17 protein-coding genes and 1 other annotated feature are annotated in these 16,992 nt (G+C 34.5%); of the genes, 16 read left to right on the top strand and 1 reads right to left on the bottom strand.

The features are described from left to right. Positions 1-11 precede the first annotated feature (11 nt). From mutM to pepF, 16 genes are all read left to right on the top strand, one after another. The gene (mutM, locus tag ACO1PF_RS02050; RefSeq protein ID WP_423190484.1) at positions 12-842 is read left to right on the top strand and encodes a DNA-formamidopyrimidine glycosylase; all 831 of its coding nucleotides are present in this window, start codon (positions 12-14) and stop codon (positions 840-842) included. A gap of 5 nt (positions 843-847) precedes the next feature. Continuing rightward, complete coding sequence (gene coaE, locus ACO1PF_RS02045) at positions 848-1,456, top strand: dephospho-CoA kinase (protein ID WP_423189714.1); 609 nt, start codon at positions 848-850, stop codon at positions 1,454-1,456. Positions 1,457-1,505: 49 nt separating this feature from the next. Then, positions 1,506-1,970 carry a transcriptional regulator NrdR gene (nrdR, locus tag ACO1PF_RS02040; RefSeq protein WP_071847574.1) on the top strand — a complete coding sequence of 155 codons (465 nt, stop codon included), beginning with the start codon at positions 1,506-1,508 and terminating at the stop codon, positions 1,968-1,970. Positions 1,971-1,993: 23 nt separating this feature from the next. Continuing rightward, positions 1,994-3,388, top strand: a complete 1,395-nt coding sequence (locus ACO1PF_RS02035) for a replication initiation and membrane attachment family protein (protein ID WP_423189713.1) — start codon at positions 1,994-1,996, stop codon at positions 3,386-3,388. Continuing rightward, positions 3,388-4,317: a primosomal protein DnaI gene (gene dnaI / locus ACO1PF_RS02030; RefSeq protein ID WP_423189712.1), complete on the top strand. Its 930-nt coding sequence runs from the start codon at positions 3,388-3,390 to the stop codon at positions 4,315-4,317. The genes ACO1PF_RS02035 and dnaI overlap by 1 nt, the downstream gene beginning before the upstream one ends. A gap of 45 nt (positions 4,318-4,362) precedes the next feature. Next, positions 4,363-4,587: a binding site (T-box leader), on the top strand. A gap of 56 nt (positions 4,588-4,643) precedes the next feature. Then, a complete protein-coding gene (gene thrS / locus ACO1PF_RS02025; RefSeq protein ID WP_423189711.1) occupies positions 4,644-6,575 on the top strand; it encodes a threonine--tRNA ligase in 1,932 nt (643 codons plus the stop codon). 255 nt (positions 6,576-6,830) lie between these two features. Then, a complete protein-coding gene (gene infC, locus ACO1PF_RS02020; RefSeq protein WP_423190483.1) occupies positions 6,831-7,334 on the top strand; it encodes a translation initiation factor IF-3 in 504 nt (167 codons plus the stop codon). A gap of 71 nt (positions 7,335-7,405) precedes the next feature. Next, positions 7,406-7,606, top strand: a complete 201-nt coding sequence (rpmI, locus tag ACO1PF_RS02015; protein WP_071847570.1) for a 50S ribosomal protein L35 — start codon at positions 7,406-7,408, stop codon at positions 7,604-7,606. 40 nt (positions 7,607-7,646) lie between these two features. Next, positions 7,647-8,006, top strand: coding sequence for a 50S ribosomal protein L20 (gene rplT / locus ACO1PF_RS02010; protein WP_423189710.1), 360 nt, complete (start codon positions 7,647-7,649; stop codon positions 8,004-8,006). Between the two features lie 222 nt (positions 8,007-8,228). Next, positions 8,229-9,626 (top strand): protoporphyrinogen oxidase, encoded by a 1,398-nt coding sequence (hemG, locus tag ACO1PF_RS02005; protein WP_423189709.1) that lies wholly within the window; start codon positions 8,229-8,231, stop codon positions 9,624-9,626. 134 nt (positions 9,627-9,760) lie between these two features. Then, the gene (locus tag ACO1PF_RS02000) at positions 9,761-10,504 is read left to right on the top strand and encodes an MBL fold metallo-hydrolase (protein ID WP_423189708.1); all 744 of its coding nucleotides are present in this window, start codon (positions 9,761-9,763) and stop codon (positions 10,502-10,504) included. A gap of 14 nt (positions 10,505-10,518) precedes the next feature. Continuing rightward, entirely contained in the window at positions 10,519-11,538 is a 1,020-nt protein-coding gene (locus ACO1PF_RS01995; protein WP_423189707.1) for a lipoate--protein ligase, read from the top strand. Positions 11,539-11,847: 309 nt separating this feature from the next. Then, complete coding sequence (gene spxA, locus ACO1PF_RS01990) at positions 11,848-12,255, top strand: transcriptional regulator SpxA (protein ID WP_423189706.1); 408 nt, start codon at positions 11,848-11,850, stop codon at positions 12,253-12,255. 209 nt (positions 12,256-12,464) lie between these two features. Beyond that, positions 12,465-13,106 carry an adaptor protein MecA gene (locus tag ACO1PF_RS01985; protein ID WP_423189705.1) on the top strand — a complete coding sequence of 214 codons (642 nt, stop codon included), beginning with the start codon at positions 12,465-12,467 and terminating at the stop codon, positions 13,104-13,106. Positions 13,107-13,224: 118 nt separating this feature from the next. Then, complete coding sequence (locus tag ACO1PF_RS01980; RefSeq protein ID WP_423189704.1) at positions 13,225-14,298, top strand: competence protein CoiA; 1,074 nt, start codon at positions 13,225-13,227, stop codon at positions 14,296-14,298. 118 nt (positions 14,299-14,416) lie between these two features. Continuing rightward, positions 14,417-16,228 carry an oligoendopeptidase F gene (pepF, locus tag ACO1PF_RS01975; protein ID WP_423189703.1) on the top strand — a complete coding sequence of 604 codons (1,812 nt, stop codon included), beginning with the start codon at positions 14,417-14,419 and terminating at the stop codon, positions 16,226-16,228. Positions 16,229-16,361: 133 nt separating this feature from the next. Here pepF and ACO1PF_RS01970 read toward each other — a convergent pair whose 3' ends face one another. Then, entirely contained in the window at positions 16,362-16,982 is a 621-nt protein-coding gene (locus ACO1PF_RS01970) for a DsbA family protein (RefSeq protein WP_423189702.1), read from the bottom strand. Between the last annotated feature and the right edge of the window lie 10 nt (positions 16,983-16,992).

Genomic DNA, 16,992 nt, shown 5'->3' with positions numbered 1-16,992 from the left:
AGATGAAACCCGTGCCTGAATTGCCAGAAGTAGAAAATGTGAGAAATGGACTAAAAAAATTGATTTTAGGAAAGATAATCATCGATACACATGTATTGTGGTCAAATATTATAAAAGAACCCTCTGTTTCTGAATTTCAAAAAAAGATGCGAGGACAGAAGATTGTAGATATCAAACGTCAAGGTAAATTTTTGTTGTTTATCTTGAATGATTATGTATTGATCAGTCATTTGAGGATGGAAGGAAAGTATCGTATCGAAAAAGCAACGGTGCCTTTAACCAAACACACACATGTGGTTTTCGAGTTGGATTCCGATGAACAGCTGAGATATCTAGATGTGAGGAAATTTGGTAAAATGAGTTTAGTAGACAAAGATAAACTGCATTTACATCCTTCAATCAAGAACTTAGGGCCTGAACCGACCGTAGAAACTTTAAAAACAGAAGATTTAATAAAAGCATTGAAAAAGACCGAAAGACCTATAAAGGCATGCTTGCTGGATCAAAAAACAGTGGCAGGCATAGGTAATATTTATGCTGATGAAATACTTTATGATGCGTATATACATCCCGAAAGAAAGGGGAACTCATTAAGCAGTGATGAAATAGAAAAATTGAAAACTTCAATTATCGGCATTATGAGTGATGCTGTAGAAAAGGGTGGAACGACGATTCGAACTTATTCGAATGCCTTTGGAGTTGAAGGAAACTATCAATCGTATTTAAATGTTTACGGAAAAAAAGACGAAACATGTCAACGGTGTCAACACAAGATCGAAAAAATAAAAGTGGCACAACGAGGAACGCATTATTGTCCTCATTGTCAGAAAATTGGAAGGTGACCGTCTTGTCTCATGTATTAGGGTTGACTGGTGGTATTGCAAGTGGGAAATCAACCGTTAGTCAGTATCTGAAAAAATCAGGATTTCCAGTGATTGATGCAGACATCATTGCGAGAGGAGTTATGGAACCTGATGAGCCCACTTATTCTAAAGTCGTTGATTTTTTTGGCGATGAAATAGTCAACAGAGACCGCTCAATCAACAGGAAGCGATTAGGAGAAATTGTATTTGGTGACAGCGAAAAACTGCGACATTTAAATGCGCTTGTGCATGAAGATATATTCAATGAAATCATGAAAAAGAAAAAAGAAATGAGCGAGCGCAAGGAGCCGCTAATCATTATGGACATTCCACTACTATATGAAACGGGTTATGAGAAATACGTGGATGAAGTGATGGTGGTCTATACCGATTATGTCACTCAATTAAATCGATTGAAAAATAGAGATCAGCTAACAGAAGCAGAAGCTATAGAGCGTATTGAAGCACAAGAATCACTAGAAATAAAAAAAAATAAAGCAGATGTAATCATAGATAATAACGGAACAATCCATCAAACCATCCTTCAAATAGATGAATGGTTGACAAAAAATGGGTATTCGTCACCCTTGTAGTCATATGGTATAATAACTATAAGAAATCTTTAGTAAAGGGATGAAATGCATGCAGTGTCCAAGATGTCAACACAATGGAAGTCGAGTTATTGATAGTCGACCAGCTGATGATGCCAGAGCCATTAGACGGCGACGTGAATGTGAAAAGTGTTCCTTTAGATTTACTACATTCGAGAGAATTGAACAAGGTGCTATTTTAGTTGTCAAAAAAAATGGGAATCGTGAAGAATTTAGTAGAGAGAAATTATTGAGAGGTATACGTAGAGCATGCGAAAAACGTCCCGTAACCGCGGAAGACCAAGAAAATATTGTTCATAAAGTAGAATATAAAATACGTGATTTAGGACTCAGCGAGGTTCCTTCTACAAAAATCGGAGAATTTGTCATGAATGAACTGGTAGATCTAGATGATGTAGCCTATATTCGTTTTGCAAGTGTTTATCGTCAATTCAAGGATATCGAAGTTTTCATGCAAGAAATGAAAGAACTGGAAAAAAAGAGAAAAGATAAATAGTATTTGAAAGGATATATAATATAATGAGTTACCCATGGAAAAATCTTCGACCAAAAGACACATTGATACTTACCAAATCAACTATCCTTTCAGATGTGAACATCTCTACAATTCTTTCATTATATCAGCCGCTGATGGGAATTAATGCAGCGAGTCTTTACTTATTAATCAAAGAATATTTGAATGTCCTGGATGAAATAGAGTTGACTCTTTCTGATATTCTCGCTCAGCTAGATATAGGCATCAGAGAATATTATGAAGCAAGAACAAAGCTAGAAGCTTATGGATTACTAAAAGTTTTTAATCATAAAGAAAATGAAGAAATTTATTTATTTATTTTAGAGGCACCCTTGGATCCGATCCATTTTTTTAACGATACTATGTTGAGAATGTTACTGACAGAAAAGCTTGGGGAACGTCTTGTTTCAGAACGAAGAGAAAAGTTTCTTAAACCCATCAAATCCAATGATGATTTTAGAGAAATCACAAAATCTTTCCAGGATGTCATTCATTTCAATATGGAGAACTACACTGAGTCTTTTAATAGGATAGATACACCGAACGAATTAACCAAAACGTCTCTTATAGAAAAAATATCGAATGATAGCGACTTTGACTGGTCCTTTTTTTCATCAGGATTAAACAAACATTTTATTAGTTCTCAAGCTATCACACCGGAGATAAAACAGTTAATCGAAACCTTCCATTCGATTTATGCGATCAATGAATTAGACATGCAAAAATTCGTACTTGAAGCGGCTGATATTACAACTGGTAAAGTAAACGAAAATACATTGACACGGATCATTCATGATCACTTCTTAGGCAAAACCAAGCAGGTCAGATCTAAAACACCAATGGGTCAGGATGACAATACGAGAATCTCAGAGTTGAGAGCAAAAGGGATTTCAAGAGAAGAAATCGAAATTATTTTGCATGCTGAAAAAACGCAACCGTTTGCCTATTTGAAATCAATAAAACAGCAAAAAGGCGGTTATGTATCGTCTAATGAAACGTGGCTATTAAAAGAACTTGTCGAGCAAGCGCCTTTATCAACTGCTGTAATCAATATTTTAATGAATTATATATTAGTCGTTAAAAATGCACCCACTTTAGAAAAAAACTTAGCAAATAAAATTGCTAATGACTGGGCTCAAAGCAAAGTGAATTCGCCTGAAGAGGCAATCATAAAGGTTAAAGAACTCTATGATTCGGTCAGAGAAAAAAACAAACAAAAACAGTCGCAAACTCAAACGTGGTCAAAATCTAAATACAAGCAGTCTTCCGGCAGAAAAGAAACGCTACCCTCCTGGGCTAATGAGTCAGAACAAACAGATGAAAAGATCAGCAAAGAAGAGGAAGAAGCGTTTAGAGAAAAATTAAGAAAAATCCGAAAGCAGAAAAGTGGTGACGACTAATGAAAAGTATGAAAAATCAACTTGGAAAAATGATGGATGCTAATAAAATGAATCAAACCTATCAAGACATTATGAAAAATCAGGTATTTAAGGATCCGGATGTGAAAAAGTTTATTGCAGACAATAAAGATGCCTTAGATAAAACAGCCATTGAGAGAAGTGCTTCCAAACTTTATGAATTCGTATCAGAAAAAAAGAAAACCAAAAAAGCTGACGAAGGATTGGCTCCTGGGTACGTTCCAAGACTTATTTTAAATAATCACCGGATAGATGTAACATATGAACCGACTCCCGAATTAGTTAATAAGCGAGCGGAAGAAAAAATAAAAAGTCGTATTCAGTCGGTCTTTCTGCCGAAAGATTTGAAAAATGCTTCTTTTGAATCTTTCGAAGTGACTAAAAAGCGTCAAGTGGCTTTAGAGAAAGCGATGACGTTTATTGAATCCTATATTAATAATCCAAAGGGATTTCACAAAGGGTTATATCTCCACGGTGCTTTTGGCGTTGGAAAAACGTATTTACTGGGAGCAATTGCACATGAGTTGTCAGAGCAAGGGTATTCCTCGACAATCGTTCATTTCCCTACGTTCGCTGTTGAAATGAAAAATTCCATTGGAAAGAACACAACAGAAGATAAATTAGACAGTTTTAAACGAGCTAAGCTTCTGATGATTGACGATATCGGAGCTGATTCCATGTCCTCGTGGATACGTGACGATGTACTGGGCATTATCTTACAGTACCGTATGCAGGAAGAGCTGCCAACGTTCTTTACTTCAAATTTCAATATGAATCAACTGGAAAACGAACATCTGACAACGTCTCAACGTGGGGAAAACGAGCCACTCAAAGCTAAACGTATAATGGAGAGAATCCGTTTTCTAGCCGAAGAAGTCGAAATATCTGGAGAAAACAGAAGACATAAATAACCTAATTGTATTGTAAAAAGAACTTCCCTATGATATTATCAAAACTATAAAACAAAGAGAAAGACATCCTTGATAAATTATCTTTTCAGAGAGAGAATGACTGCTGCAACATTCTTAAGACTAATTATCATTGACCCCTTTCGAGTACTATTTTGAAACTGAGTAAAAATAGTCGTATCCTCTGCGTTAAAGAGTAATGAAGGTAGAAGACACTAAATCATGTGTTTCTACGAATTTGGGTGGAACCACGTAGAATTTAACGTCCCATTGAACGAGATTGTCTTGTTCAATGGGATTTTTGTTTACCTAAATAAGGAGGAGAAAAAATGATTGATAAAATCAAAGTAACATTGCCTGACGGTACAATAAAAGAAATAGAGCAGGGATCAACACCTAAAGATATTGCGGGAAGTATAGCAAAATCATTAGAAAAAAAAGGATTAGCGGCCAAATGGAATGGAGAGCTCATTGACTTTAACCGCTCTTTAAATACTGATGGGTTATTAGAAATCGTAACACCGGAGCATGATGACGCATTAACAGTATTACGTCATTCGACAGCACATTTAATGGCACAGGCCATTAAACGACTCTATCCTGATGTTAAATTTGGCGTAGGTCCCTCTATTGAAAATGGTTTTTATTATGATACAGATACAAAAGAGCCAATCACAGAAGAAGATTTAGAAAAAATCGAACAAGAAATGATGAGTATTGTCAAAGAAAATTTACCAATTGAAAGAAAAGAAATAAGCCGTGAAGAAGCATTAGAACTTTTTAAAGAGGATCCATATAAAATTGAATTGATTAATGAATTACCTGAAGATGAAATTATTTCTGTTTACGAACAGGGTGATTTTGTCGATTTATGTCGAGGAGTGCATGTTCCTTCTACCGGACGCATACAAGTCTTTAAAATGCTCTCTTTAGCAGGAGCATACTGGAGAGGTAATTCAGACAATCAAATGATGCAACGTGTTTATGGCACTGCATTTTTTGACAAGAAAGCATTAAAGGAATACCTTAAAATGCGCGAAGAAGCTAAAGAAAGGGATCACCGTAAATTAGGCAAGGAATTAGACTTGTTTATGTTGTCACCCGAAGTAGGATCTGGCTTACCGTTCTGGTTACCCAAAGGAGCAACGATTCGTCGTATTATTGAACGTTATATAACAGATAAAGAAATCAACTTAGGCTATGAACATGTCTACACACCTATTATGGCTAATGTTGACTTTTATAAAAAATCCGGACACTGGGATCATTACCATGAGGATATGTTTCCACCAATGGATATGGGTGATGGAGAAATGCTGGTATTACGCCCAATGAACTGCCCGCATCACATGATGATCTTCAAAAATGATGTGCGCAGTTACCGTGATTTACCGATCCGTATTGCTGAATTAGGTCAAATGCATCGCTATGAAAAAAGTGGCGCTTTATCTGGCTTACAACGTGTACGTGAGATGACATTAAATGATGCGCACGTTTTTGTTCGTCCTGATCAAATTAAAGAAGAATTCAAACGAGTCGTGAATTTGATGCTTGCAGTTTTTGAAGACTTTGACATTAAAGATTATCGTTTCCGTCTAAGTTATCGTGATCCTCAGAATACTGAAAAGTATTTTGATGATGATGCAATGTGGGAAAAAGCGGAGTCCATGCTAAAAGAAACGCTTGATGACATGGGACTTGAATACTTCGAGGCGATTGGTGAGGCTGCATTCTATGGTCCTAAACTTGACGTTCAAGTGAAAACCGCTTTAGGTATTGAAGAAACCTTATCAACGGTCCAGCTTGATTTCTTGCTTCCTGAGCGCTTCGATTTAACTTACGTCGGTCAAGATGGTCAAGATAATCATCGGCCAGTTGTTATCCACCGAGGAATCGTTTCAACGATGGAACGATTTGTTGCGTATTTGATAGAGCGATATAAAGGAGCGTTCCCAACTTGGTTAGCGCCTGTTCAAGCCAAAATTATTCCAGTCAATTTAGATATTCATGGTGACTATGCAAAAGAGTTGCAAGAAAAATTTACTGCAAAAGGATTACGAGTAGAAGTAGATATGCGCAACGAAAAAATGGGATATAAAATTCGAGAAGCACAAACATTGAAAATCCCTTACCAACTTGTTATCGGCGATAATGAAATGGAAGAAGGAACTGTGTCTGTTCGCAAATATGGTGAGAAGAAAACCGATACAATTGATTTGGATGTGTTTATGAAAACACTTCTAGAAGAAGGGAAAAAATAATTGCCTGTTAATATTTACTTGACATTGATTCTAATTGTTGGTATTATTTAAAAGTTGAGAAAACAAAGCAGAAGCTCCCGCTTCTCGCCTAAGTGAATGAAAATCTCTGGGCAGATATGATCGTATATATAATGAAACGCAATGAGTTGTGTTTTTATGCGGATACAAGGCGGGATTTCTATAACTTATAGAAATGTCGTCTTTTTCTGTGTTTTTCTCGCAAATACTTTGGAGGTGACCACCATAGCAAAAGACATGATTGTCAACGACCGTATTCGTACTAATGAAGTGCGATTGATAGGTAAAGACGGTGAGCAAATAGGCGTGATCCAGACTAAAGAAGCAATGAGACTGGCTGAAGAAGCTAGTATGGATTTAGTACTCGTTTCTCCGAACGCTAAACCACCAGTTGCTCGTATTATGGATTATGGTAAATTTCGCTATGAACAACAGAAAAAAGAACGTGAAGCAAGAAAAAATCAAAAAGTTGTAAATATAAAAGAGATTCGATTGAGTCCAACTATTGATGACCATGATTTTAACACAAAATTGCGTAACGCTCGAAAATTCTTGGAAAAAGGCGATAAAGTTAAAGTTTCTATTCGTTTCCGAGGTCGTGCTATAACTCATAAAGAACTTGGACGTGTAGTGTTAGAACGCATGGCGGATGAAGCATCTGATATTTCAGTGATTGAGTCCAAAGCAAAAATGGATGGCCGTAGCATGTTCTTAATGCTCGCACCGAAAATTGAAAAGTAATAAGCTTTAGACTTATATTAAATTTGAGTCTGCTTAAAATTTTTAGAAAAGAGTATTGGAGGAAAATTAAAATGCCTAAGCAAAAAACGCATAGTGGATCAGCAAAAAGATTCAAAAGAACTGGTTCAGGTAAATTAAAAAGAGGTCATGCTAAAACTAGCCATATGTTTGCGAATAAATCACAAAAACAAAAACGTAATTTACGCAAATCTACGACGGTTTCTTCTAGTGACTACAAACGCATCAAACAGCAATTAGCTTATATGAAATAATAATTTAGAATCATAGGATTGTATTGAAGGAGGAAGAACAATGGCACGAGTAAAAGGTGGAACAGTAACTCGCAGACGCCGTAAGCGCGTTTTAAAATTAGCTAAAGGGTATTATGGTGCGAAACATCGCTTGTTCAAAGTTGCAAAACAACAAGTAATGAAATCATATATGTATGCTTTCAGAGACCGTAAACAAAACAAACGTAATTTCCGTAAATTATGGATTGCACGTATCAATGCAGCTTCACGTATGAATGGTTTAAGCTATTCTAAGTTTATGCACGGATTGAAAGTTGCGGGTATAGATATGAACCGTAAAATGTTAGCAGATTTAGCAGTAAATGATTCAGTAGCATTTACATCATTGACAGATCAAGCTAAAGATGCATTAAACAAGTAATCACAAAACGTAAACCATATAATTACGAGTAGATTTTACTCATAATTATATGGTTTTTTATTAACATAAAAAACAATTAATGGATTCTCTCAGCTTCATGTTATAATAAGTATAAACTTGACACTAATCAATGTATGGTGACAACACAACCTCCAACAAAACTAATTACATAGTATCAAATGGAGTATACAGATATCAATATAGTTTGTGAGGGAAAGATGAATGGATAAAGAAATAAAACGAATCGCCATAATTGGTAGTGGGATAACTGGATTGACTACTGCCTATCGATTGAAAAAACAGGTCGATAAAGAAAATCTTCCTGTAGAAGTGGTTGTACTGGAATCTTCCATTCGTTCAGGTGGCAAATTGTTTACCATGAAGTTTGGGGAACAATTTATTGATTTAGGAGCCGAGTCTTTCGACACACGATTACCTGAAGCAATGAATTTAATAAAAGAATTAAAATTAGAGAATGAAATTGAGCTAAGTCAAAACGGGAAACAAGATGTTTTTGCATTTAACAAATTGTACCATTTCGAATGTCCTACCTATAAAGGAGTTCCTATAAAACGAAAAGACATATGGAAATATGATTTGATATCCTTTCGAGGGAAACTGACTTTTCTGAAAAACACTTATTTTTCTCAAACAAAAGCAAAAAGAGAATTAACAACAAAAGAATACCTTGCTCACCGTATCGGCGAAGAGATGGCTGAATATGTAGCTGAACCTTTCTTTTCAAAAATTTATTCGAGTGATATTGATGAAATAGGTGTTCATGGTTTTAATGAATCTATTATAGAATTAGAAAAAAAATATGGGACGTGGACAAAAGCATTGGTGAACCATCCGGAAATATGGGATGGCGATGGCATGTATGGCACATTTAAAGATGGCCTTGAAACGCTGACTAATGAGTTGGCTAATAGAGTAAGCGAAAGTATTCGATTTTCAAAAAAAGTGACTGAAATAAAAAAAAGTATCAACGGAACATATATTTTAGATATAAATAAAAAAGAACAGTTAAGAGTTGATTCCATCATAGTAGCGACAGACTCTGGATCGTATAAAGAGCTTTTTTCTGACATTGAATTAAGTGATTACTTTAAAGATATTAAAATGGGCTCAGTTGGGTTTCTATTATTTAGTTTCCCGAAGGGTGCCATACACAACCCTCCTAAAGGGAATGGTTTGTTGTCCGTTAGACGTAATAATTCGTATATACAAAGTATCGTATGGTTAAACAAAAAGTGGGATCATTTTAAAGATAAAGACGAAGAACTGCTGGGAGTTTATTTTGGTCGCAACGGGGACGGGGTCATGATGTCCTTAAGCAATAAGCAAATAGAGCAAGAAATACTAGACGATGTATCAAGTATGTTGTCTATTGATAGCAAGCCTAATTATAAAATTATCAAGCGCTGGCCAAATGCTATTCCTCAATTCACTTTATTGCATGAAGAAAATAGGATAAACTTGATGGAATTTTTAAACAAAAATTATCCAGGTCTTTATTTGGCGGGAAATGGCGTTAATGGATTTGGCATAAATAACTGTATTGGCCAAGCAAACAAAATAAGTGAAGATGTAATAGCGTATATCAAAAATACAATTTAGTTTATTGGGATCCATTATTTATTCGAAATACTGAAAAAACAGCTAAAACTCTTGATGAAAAAGAGATTTAGTTGTTTTTTTTTGCTCAGAAACGTATCCTAATAATAGACTATAGAATAAGAAGGGAGATTATTATGAAGGTCACTGTCTTAGGATTTTATGGGGGTTATCCAACTAAAGGTATAGGAACAAGCGCCTACTTAATTGAATCAAACGGCTTTCACCTTTTGCTCGATGTCGGGAGTAACAGTTTATTAACTTTAGAAAGGTATGTTGATCCAATTCATTTAGATGCTGTTTTATTATCTCATTACCATCACGATCATATTGCCGATTTAGGGGTGCTGCAATTTACTCGTTTATTAAAAAGAGATGCCAAAGGAAATAAACCTCATTTATTACCCATCTATTGTCATAATGAAGACATAGACAATTTTAAGCAAATGTCCTTTGAAAATGTCACTCTAGGTATAGCATATAATGAAGAGTCTGAACTGACTATAGGACCATTTAAAATTGAACATATGAAGACACTGCATCCCGTGCCCTGCTATGCATTTAAAATCACCGAAGAAAAAAGCAATAAAACAATTGTATCTACGTCAGATTCTGGATATAAAGAAGCTTTTATAGCCTTTGCAAAAGATGCGGATTTACTGATAGCAGATAGCAATTTTTATGAGGGAATGGAAAATCATACAGTGCATATGACAGCTAAAGAATGTGGAAGAATAGCAAATAAAGCAAAGGTTAAGAGATTGATACTCACTCATTTACCTCAAACAGGAGAGCTCAATCAGTTAGTTGAACAAGCAAAAAATGAAGCTCCGTCTATACCAATTGAATTAGCACAAAAAGAAATGACAATAACTATATAGGGAGAGAAAATAAAATGTATTATGTTAAAAATCAGCGAGATGGAAAAGAAATTCATGATCCGAGAATCAATTTAGCCATAGAATATTACTTGTTAAATGAAGTCAAGTTGGATGAACCAATTCTATTGTTTTATATTAACGACAATTCAATAATTATTGGACGAAATCAGAACACATATGAAGAGGTCAATACCTCTTATGTGGAAGAAAACGAGTTAAAAGTTGTTCGCCGTTTTTCTGGCGGAGGAGCAGTATACCATGATATGGGTGTCTTGTGTTTCTGTTTTATCACTGAAGATGATGGTGATTCTTTCCGGGATTTCAAAAAATTCACCTCACCTGTTATAGATGCGCTACATCAAATGGGTGTCGAAGGAGCTGAATTAAAAGGAAGAAACGATTTAGTCATTGATGGGAAGAAGTTCTCTGGAAATGCCATGTATGCTAAAAATGGACGCATGACAGCTCATGGAACACTGATGTTCGATTCGCAGATTGAAGCTGTAGTAAAAGCTCTTAAACCCAAAAAACATAAACTTGAATCGAAAGGGATTAAATCCATAAGAAGTCGTGTAACTAACATCAAACCTTTCCTAGATGACTCTTATCAGTTTATGAATGCAAAAGACTTTAGAGATCAATTACTTCTGAATATTTATGAAACTGACGCAAAAGAAAATATAAAAGAGTATGTATTAACAGATAAAGATTGGGAGAAAATTGAAGCATTTGCTAAGCAATATACGGCCAATTGGGATTGGAATTACGGGAAATCTCCTGAATTCGAAATTGAGCGCAGTGAACGACTATCTGTTGGAACAGTTGAGGTCAAGATGAATGTTAGAAAAGGTAATATCGAAGATATCCGCATTTACGGAGATTTCTTTGGTTTAGGCGAAATAGAAGATGTGGAAAATAAATTAATGGGTATTCCTTATACAAAAAATGCTATCAAAGAAACTTTCGATAACATTGATAAAAATAAATATTTCGGCAATATTGATACAGAAGAATTAGTCGATTTATTTTACTGATTCCAAAATAATTTACAAGAAAAATCTTGATTAGTTGATGAGTCTACTCAACCGATCAAGATTTTTTTGTTCAATTCGGCAAGCTTTAATTGTAACGATTACAAATGGGTTGTAAATGTCAAACTCGATAATGTTTGTGAAAAGCTTATTCTGCAACCTTTTATATCTAATTTATTTTTTAAAAAAATAAGTTTGACGAAAAAATGACGGAAAGGGGTTTACATTCCGTCACATTTAAGCTATTATAATAATTGTAAACAGTACCACCCGGTTTTATTAATCAGAGATAATTGAGGGGAGAAATACATAATGGTTACATTATTTACTACACCTAGTTGCACATCTTGTCGAAAAGCAAAAGCATGGTTAGAAGAGTACAACATCCCTTATACGGAGAAAAATATGGCTCATAACCCATTGGAAATTGAAGAAATAAAAGCTATCATGCGATTAACTGAAGATGGAACCGAGGATATCATATCTACACGGTCCAAAGCATTTAAAGAATTAAATATTGATTTAGATGAATTGTCTTTAAAAGAATTATTCGTTTTAATTCAAGAAAATCCAACATTGATCAGAAGACCTATTATTTTAGATGAAAGAAGATTACAGATTGGGTATAACGAAGATGAGATTCGCCAGTTTGTGCCAAGAGCGATCAGAGAAATCGAGTTACAGAAAGCTCAACAATTAGTAGCTTTAACACAAAGTTAGATAAATGTTAGAAAGAATCGACAAATATATTTGTCGATTCTTTTTATAAACTGTCACAATTCTAAATTGATATATATGAAGTTGTTACTTGTATTTAAAGAACAGCTTTTGTATAATAGCAAGAGTGTGGTCTAGTAGACTGCCTATCATAGTAAAGTAAATTAACCCTAGTGGGACGTTTATTCCAAAGAAATGCGAGGTGTGGAATAATGGAAATAGAACATATCAACGATGATACTATACGTGTGATCATTGAAAACACTGATTTAGAAGCACGTGGTATCACTTTTCTTGATCTGTTAGGAAATCAAAAACAAATTGAAAAGTTTTTTTATAGTATCTTAGAAGAAGTTGATATCGACGAAGAATTTCAAGAATCTGAAGCGGTCACTTTTCAAGTCATGCCGAATAATAACGGATTAGAATTATTTATAAGCAAAGGAACTAACTTTAAAGAAGATGTTGATTCTTTAGACACGCTGAAAGAGCAAATTGATGATAATATAAATCAAAATGAGGAATCACTTGATGAAATTGATGAATACACTAAAGGTGATAACACAACCAAAGAAGTTATGATTGCTTTAGAGGGCTTCGAACAGATGATTTCACTTTCCAAATCGTTGTATTTAGAAAGTGGCACGTCAACTCTTTATAGCTACAAAAATAGATACTATCTCCATTTAACTTTCTTTGTAGAGGAAATGGTTGAAAAAACAAGTGATGAGGAAATAGCAATTGCTTTAGAGTTTGGAAATAAAACGAACACAACACCAGAAGTCTTGAATGAATATGCTGAGAAAATAATGGAGACTAATGCATTAGAATTAACGCGCTATCACTTCAAGTGAATCTCAATAATTAGTGAAACCCACAGAAATTAAATTTTCTGTGGGTTTTTTCGTTAAAAAAAAAACAATTAGGAAATATTAATACTGTATGAAAAAAAGTGAGCGAGGTGATTTAATAATGTTTATAGCAATTGATAAGCAGCATAATATAATTAAAGCGAGTGACTATAGGAATAATAAAGAATATTTCTGTCCGGCTTGTAAAGAAGAATTGATTTTCAAGAATGGATCGATTTATCAGTCTCATTTTTCACATAAGAATAACAGTGACTGTCAGACTTTTTCTGAGGGAGAAACTCCAGAGCATATGGAAGGTAAACTCCTACTCTATAAGTGGTTTAAAAAAGAAAAAATAGAGGTCCAATTAGAAGCTTTTCTACCTGCTTTGAAGCAGCGACCAGATTTGCTCATAGATAATAAAGGAACAAACATAGCCATTGAATATCAATGTAGCCCTATTTCAAAAGAAACAATAATCTCAAGAACTAGAGGTTACAATATTAATGGGTATAATGTTTTCTGGATTTTAGGTCAAAAATTAAAAGTATTAGAAAAAATAAACACAAAACATTTTTCTTACATATCAACGGATTCAAGGGAAAGGTATTATTTGTTTCAATTAGATCAGAAGAGAAGAAGGTTAGAAATATTATCTGATTTTTCAGGTTCTCAAAGTGAATTGCATTACACTATAAAAAGTGTAAGTGTATCTAGTACGTTAAAAGATGTGTTTGGGGATTCTGTCAATAAAGAAAGAAGTGTGCATGATAATAAGAAAAATAAAGAAGAACAAAAAGAGTACTTATATCAAAGGTCTTTTTATAAACATGAAAAAAGCAGATTCTTTTTTGAACTCATGTATAAGTCTGGTCTGTCGGTTGAATCTTTACCGGACAGTATATTCTGTATTGTTCGCAGTGAATGGATGATTGCTACGTTTTCCTATCAGTGGAAATTATTGATGTTAATATGGTTAGAAGAATTTGAACCTTACCAGGTCATTACAAAAAATGTTTTAGTGCGTAAAATCAAAGAGTGGGAGACAGAAAAAGTGGTTGCTTTTCAAATTATGCCTAATGTGAATACCGCAAATTTGTATCGACCTTTTTTTGAGTATATTGAAGCATTATGTAAAAATGAAATAATAAAAAAAGTTGGCGATGAAAAATGGGTTCGATATAAAGGTCGCTAGATATTATGAGGATTGAATGAGTGAATTGGAATGTTAAATTAATAAAAAGATAGATATTCTATTCGTTTTCAAATTATGTTATCATTAATTTATTCAAAAAAATATAGGAGGAAGTTTAATGACTGAATCAAAGGCTTTACCATTAAGAGAAGAATTACCTTTGGAACAAACATGGGACCTAACTGTTATTTATAAATCTGATGAAAAATGGGAGGAAGATTTCAAAAAAACTGAAATATCTTTAGATGAAGTGAAGAACTTTCAGGGACAATTAGAGACTGATGCAACGACATTTCTTCGTGCGTTGGAATCAATGCTCGATCTTTCCAGAAAAGTGAGTGCTCTTTTTGTTTATGCCCATTTAAAAAATGATCAGGATACCGCAAATAGCACCTATCAAGCGATGAATGATAGAGCTCGTTACCTTGCAGCTTTATCTCAGGAAGCTACGTCTTGGTTTGAGCCTGAACTAATTGCTTTACCTGAAGAGCAACTGTCCAATTATTTTGATGAAAAAGAAGAGTTGAAACAATATAAACATTACATCTCTCAATTGACTGCGAATAAAGCTCATGTGCTTACGGCTGAGATGGAAGCTTTATTAGCTGCTGCTAGTGAGGTGCTTACCTCTTCAAGCCAAACGTTCAGTGTTTTGAATAATGCTGATTTAAAATTCCCGATTGTCACAGGTGAAGATGGAGAAGACGTTCAGTTATCTCATGGGATGTATGGCGAACTTTTAGAAAGCACTAATAGAGAAGTGAGAAAAGAAGCATTTGAAAAAATGTATGAAGTTTATGAGAGTTTTAAAAATACATTTGCCAGCACATTGTCTGCGAATATCAAACACCATAATTTCCAAGCTAAAGTCCATCATTTCAAATCAGCTCGAGAAAGTGCGCTATCAGATAACCATATTCCGGAAGCTGTTCATGATACTTTGATCGAAGTAGTAAACGACCATTTGCCCCTTCTTCATAAATATATGAACTTGAGAAAACAGGTTTTAGAATTAGATGAAATGCACATGTATGATTTATATACCCCTATTACTGGAGAAGCCAGTCTGAAATATACTTATGATGAAGCAAAGGAAAAAACGCTGGAAGGTCTAGATGTACTCGGCCCTGAATATAAGGATGTTTTGGATAATGCCTTTGACAGCCGATGGATTGATATCATAGAGAATAAAGGGAAACGAAGTGGAGCATATTCTTCAGGTATGTATGATACCAATCCTTATATCTTGTTAAACTGGCACGATTCGCTGAATCATCTTTACACGCTTGTTCATGAACTAGGGCATAGTGCGCATAGTTACTTTACTAGAAAGAACCAGCCGTATGTATATGGTAATTATTCTATCTTTTTAGCAGAAATAGCATCAACAACAAATGAAAATTTGCTTACGGATTATTTGTTAGCATCGACCGAAGATCCTAAAGCTAGAGCGTATGTTTTGAGCCACTATTTAGATGGGTTCAAGGGAACTGTCTTCCGACAAACACAGTTTGCTGAATTTGAACACTTTATGCATGAAGAAGCTGCGAAAGGCACACCACTGACAGCAGATTATTTAAGCGAAAATTATAGAAATCTAAATGCAAAATATTATGGAGATACTGTAGAAAAAGATGATGCCATTCAATTTGAATGGGCACGTATTCCACATTTTTATTATAATTATTATGTATATCAATATTCAACTGGATTTTGTGCTGCCACAGCGTTAGCTGACAAGATTTTGAAAGGCGAAGAAGGTTCACTAGATAAATACCTTTCATACTTGAAATCGGGCAGTAGCGATTATCCAATTGAGGTAATGAAAAAAGCGGGTGTTGATATGACCGAAAGAGATTATTTAGAGAGAGCAATGGCCGTTTTCGCAGAACGTTTAGACGAGTTGGAAAAAGCTTTAGATTCTATTTAAAGTAGGAATGAGAGTCAGTTATAGTTAAAGACTGTCTATAATATAAAAAAGCCATTCTCCATTATTCAATTGTAAAAACTGAATGTGGTGAGAATGGCTTTTTTTTTTTGGAATTGCGATTTTCAATTAATTCTTACATCATTTGAAGTAATGACAAACGATTGACGCTAGCTTTTTTAACTTGGACTTTTTCATCACAAAACCCATGAAGTAATTGTTTGGTAAAAGCAGTATCGACTCGGTAACCATAATCATCATTATTTCCAGAATATAAAATACAAGAAGGTGCATTCTGTATCTTCATTTCTTGGGCTAAATTCTGATCTTTTTTAAATGCTAGTTTTGAAAAATCAGATTGAATATCTTCTTCAAACATTTCTATATCTAATTTAATCGATTCAGCAATTTGAGTAAATAATTCTTTAGTCACTTCTTTTCCTTCGTTATTAACTTTATCTTGCAGAGCCATTAGAAATTTTCTGCCTTTTTTCTTACCTTGCATTGAAGCAGCTTGAAAGGCCAAGCTGGCATAAAAGGATTCGGTGTAAAGTTGATTTCGATGGGCTAAAGTCGGGTTATCAGATTCCTTGACGATGTTTCCGATAGTGTGAAAATTTAATAGTGGGATAAATCGCACTTTTACTTTTTCGTCTCGTTCATTAGAAAATGATTCAATCATTTTTTCGGTTTCAAGACATGTTGGTCCTAATGGATTAACAAATAAGAAAACTTCAATTATATTATTTAAAAACATTTTCAACACT

Origin of the sequence: Alkalibacterium sp. f15, from assembly GCF_049389645.1 — a bacterium.
In the GTDB taxonomy this organism is placed as follows: Bacteria; Bacillota; Bacilli; order Lactobacillales; family Carnobacteriaceae_A; genus Alkalibacterium.
This window is presented reverse-complemented; position numbering and strand designations above follow the sequence as displayed.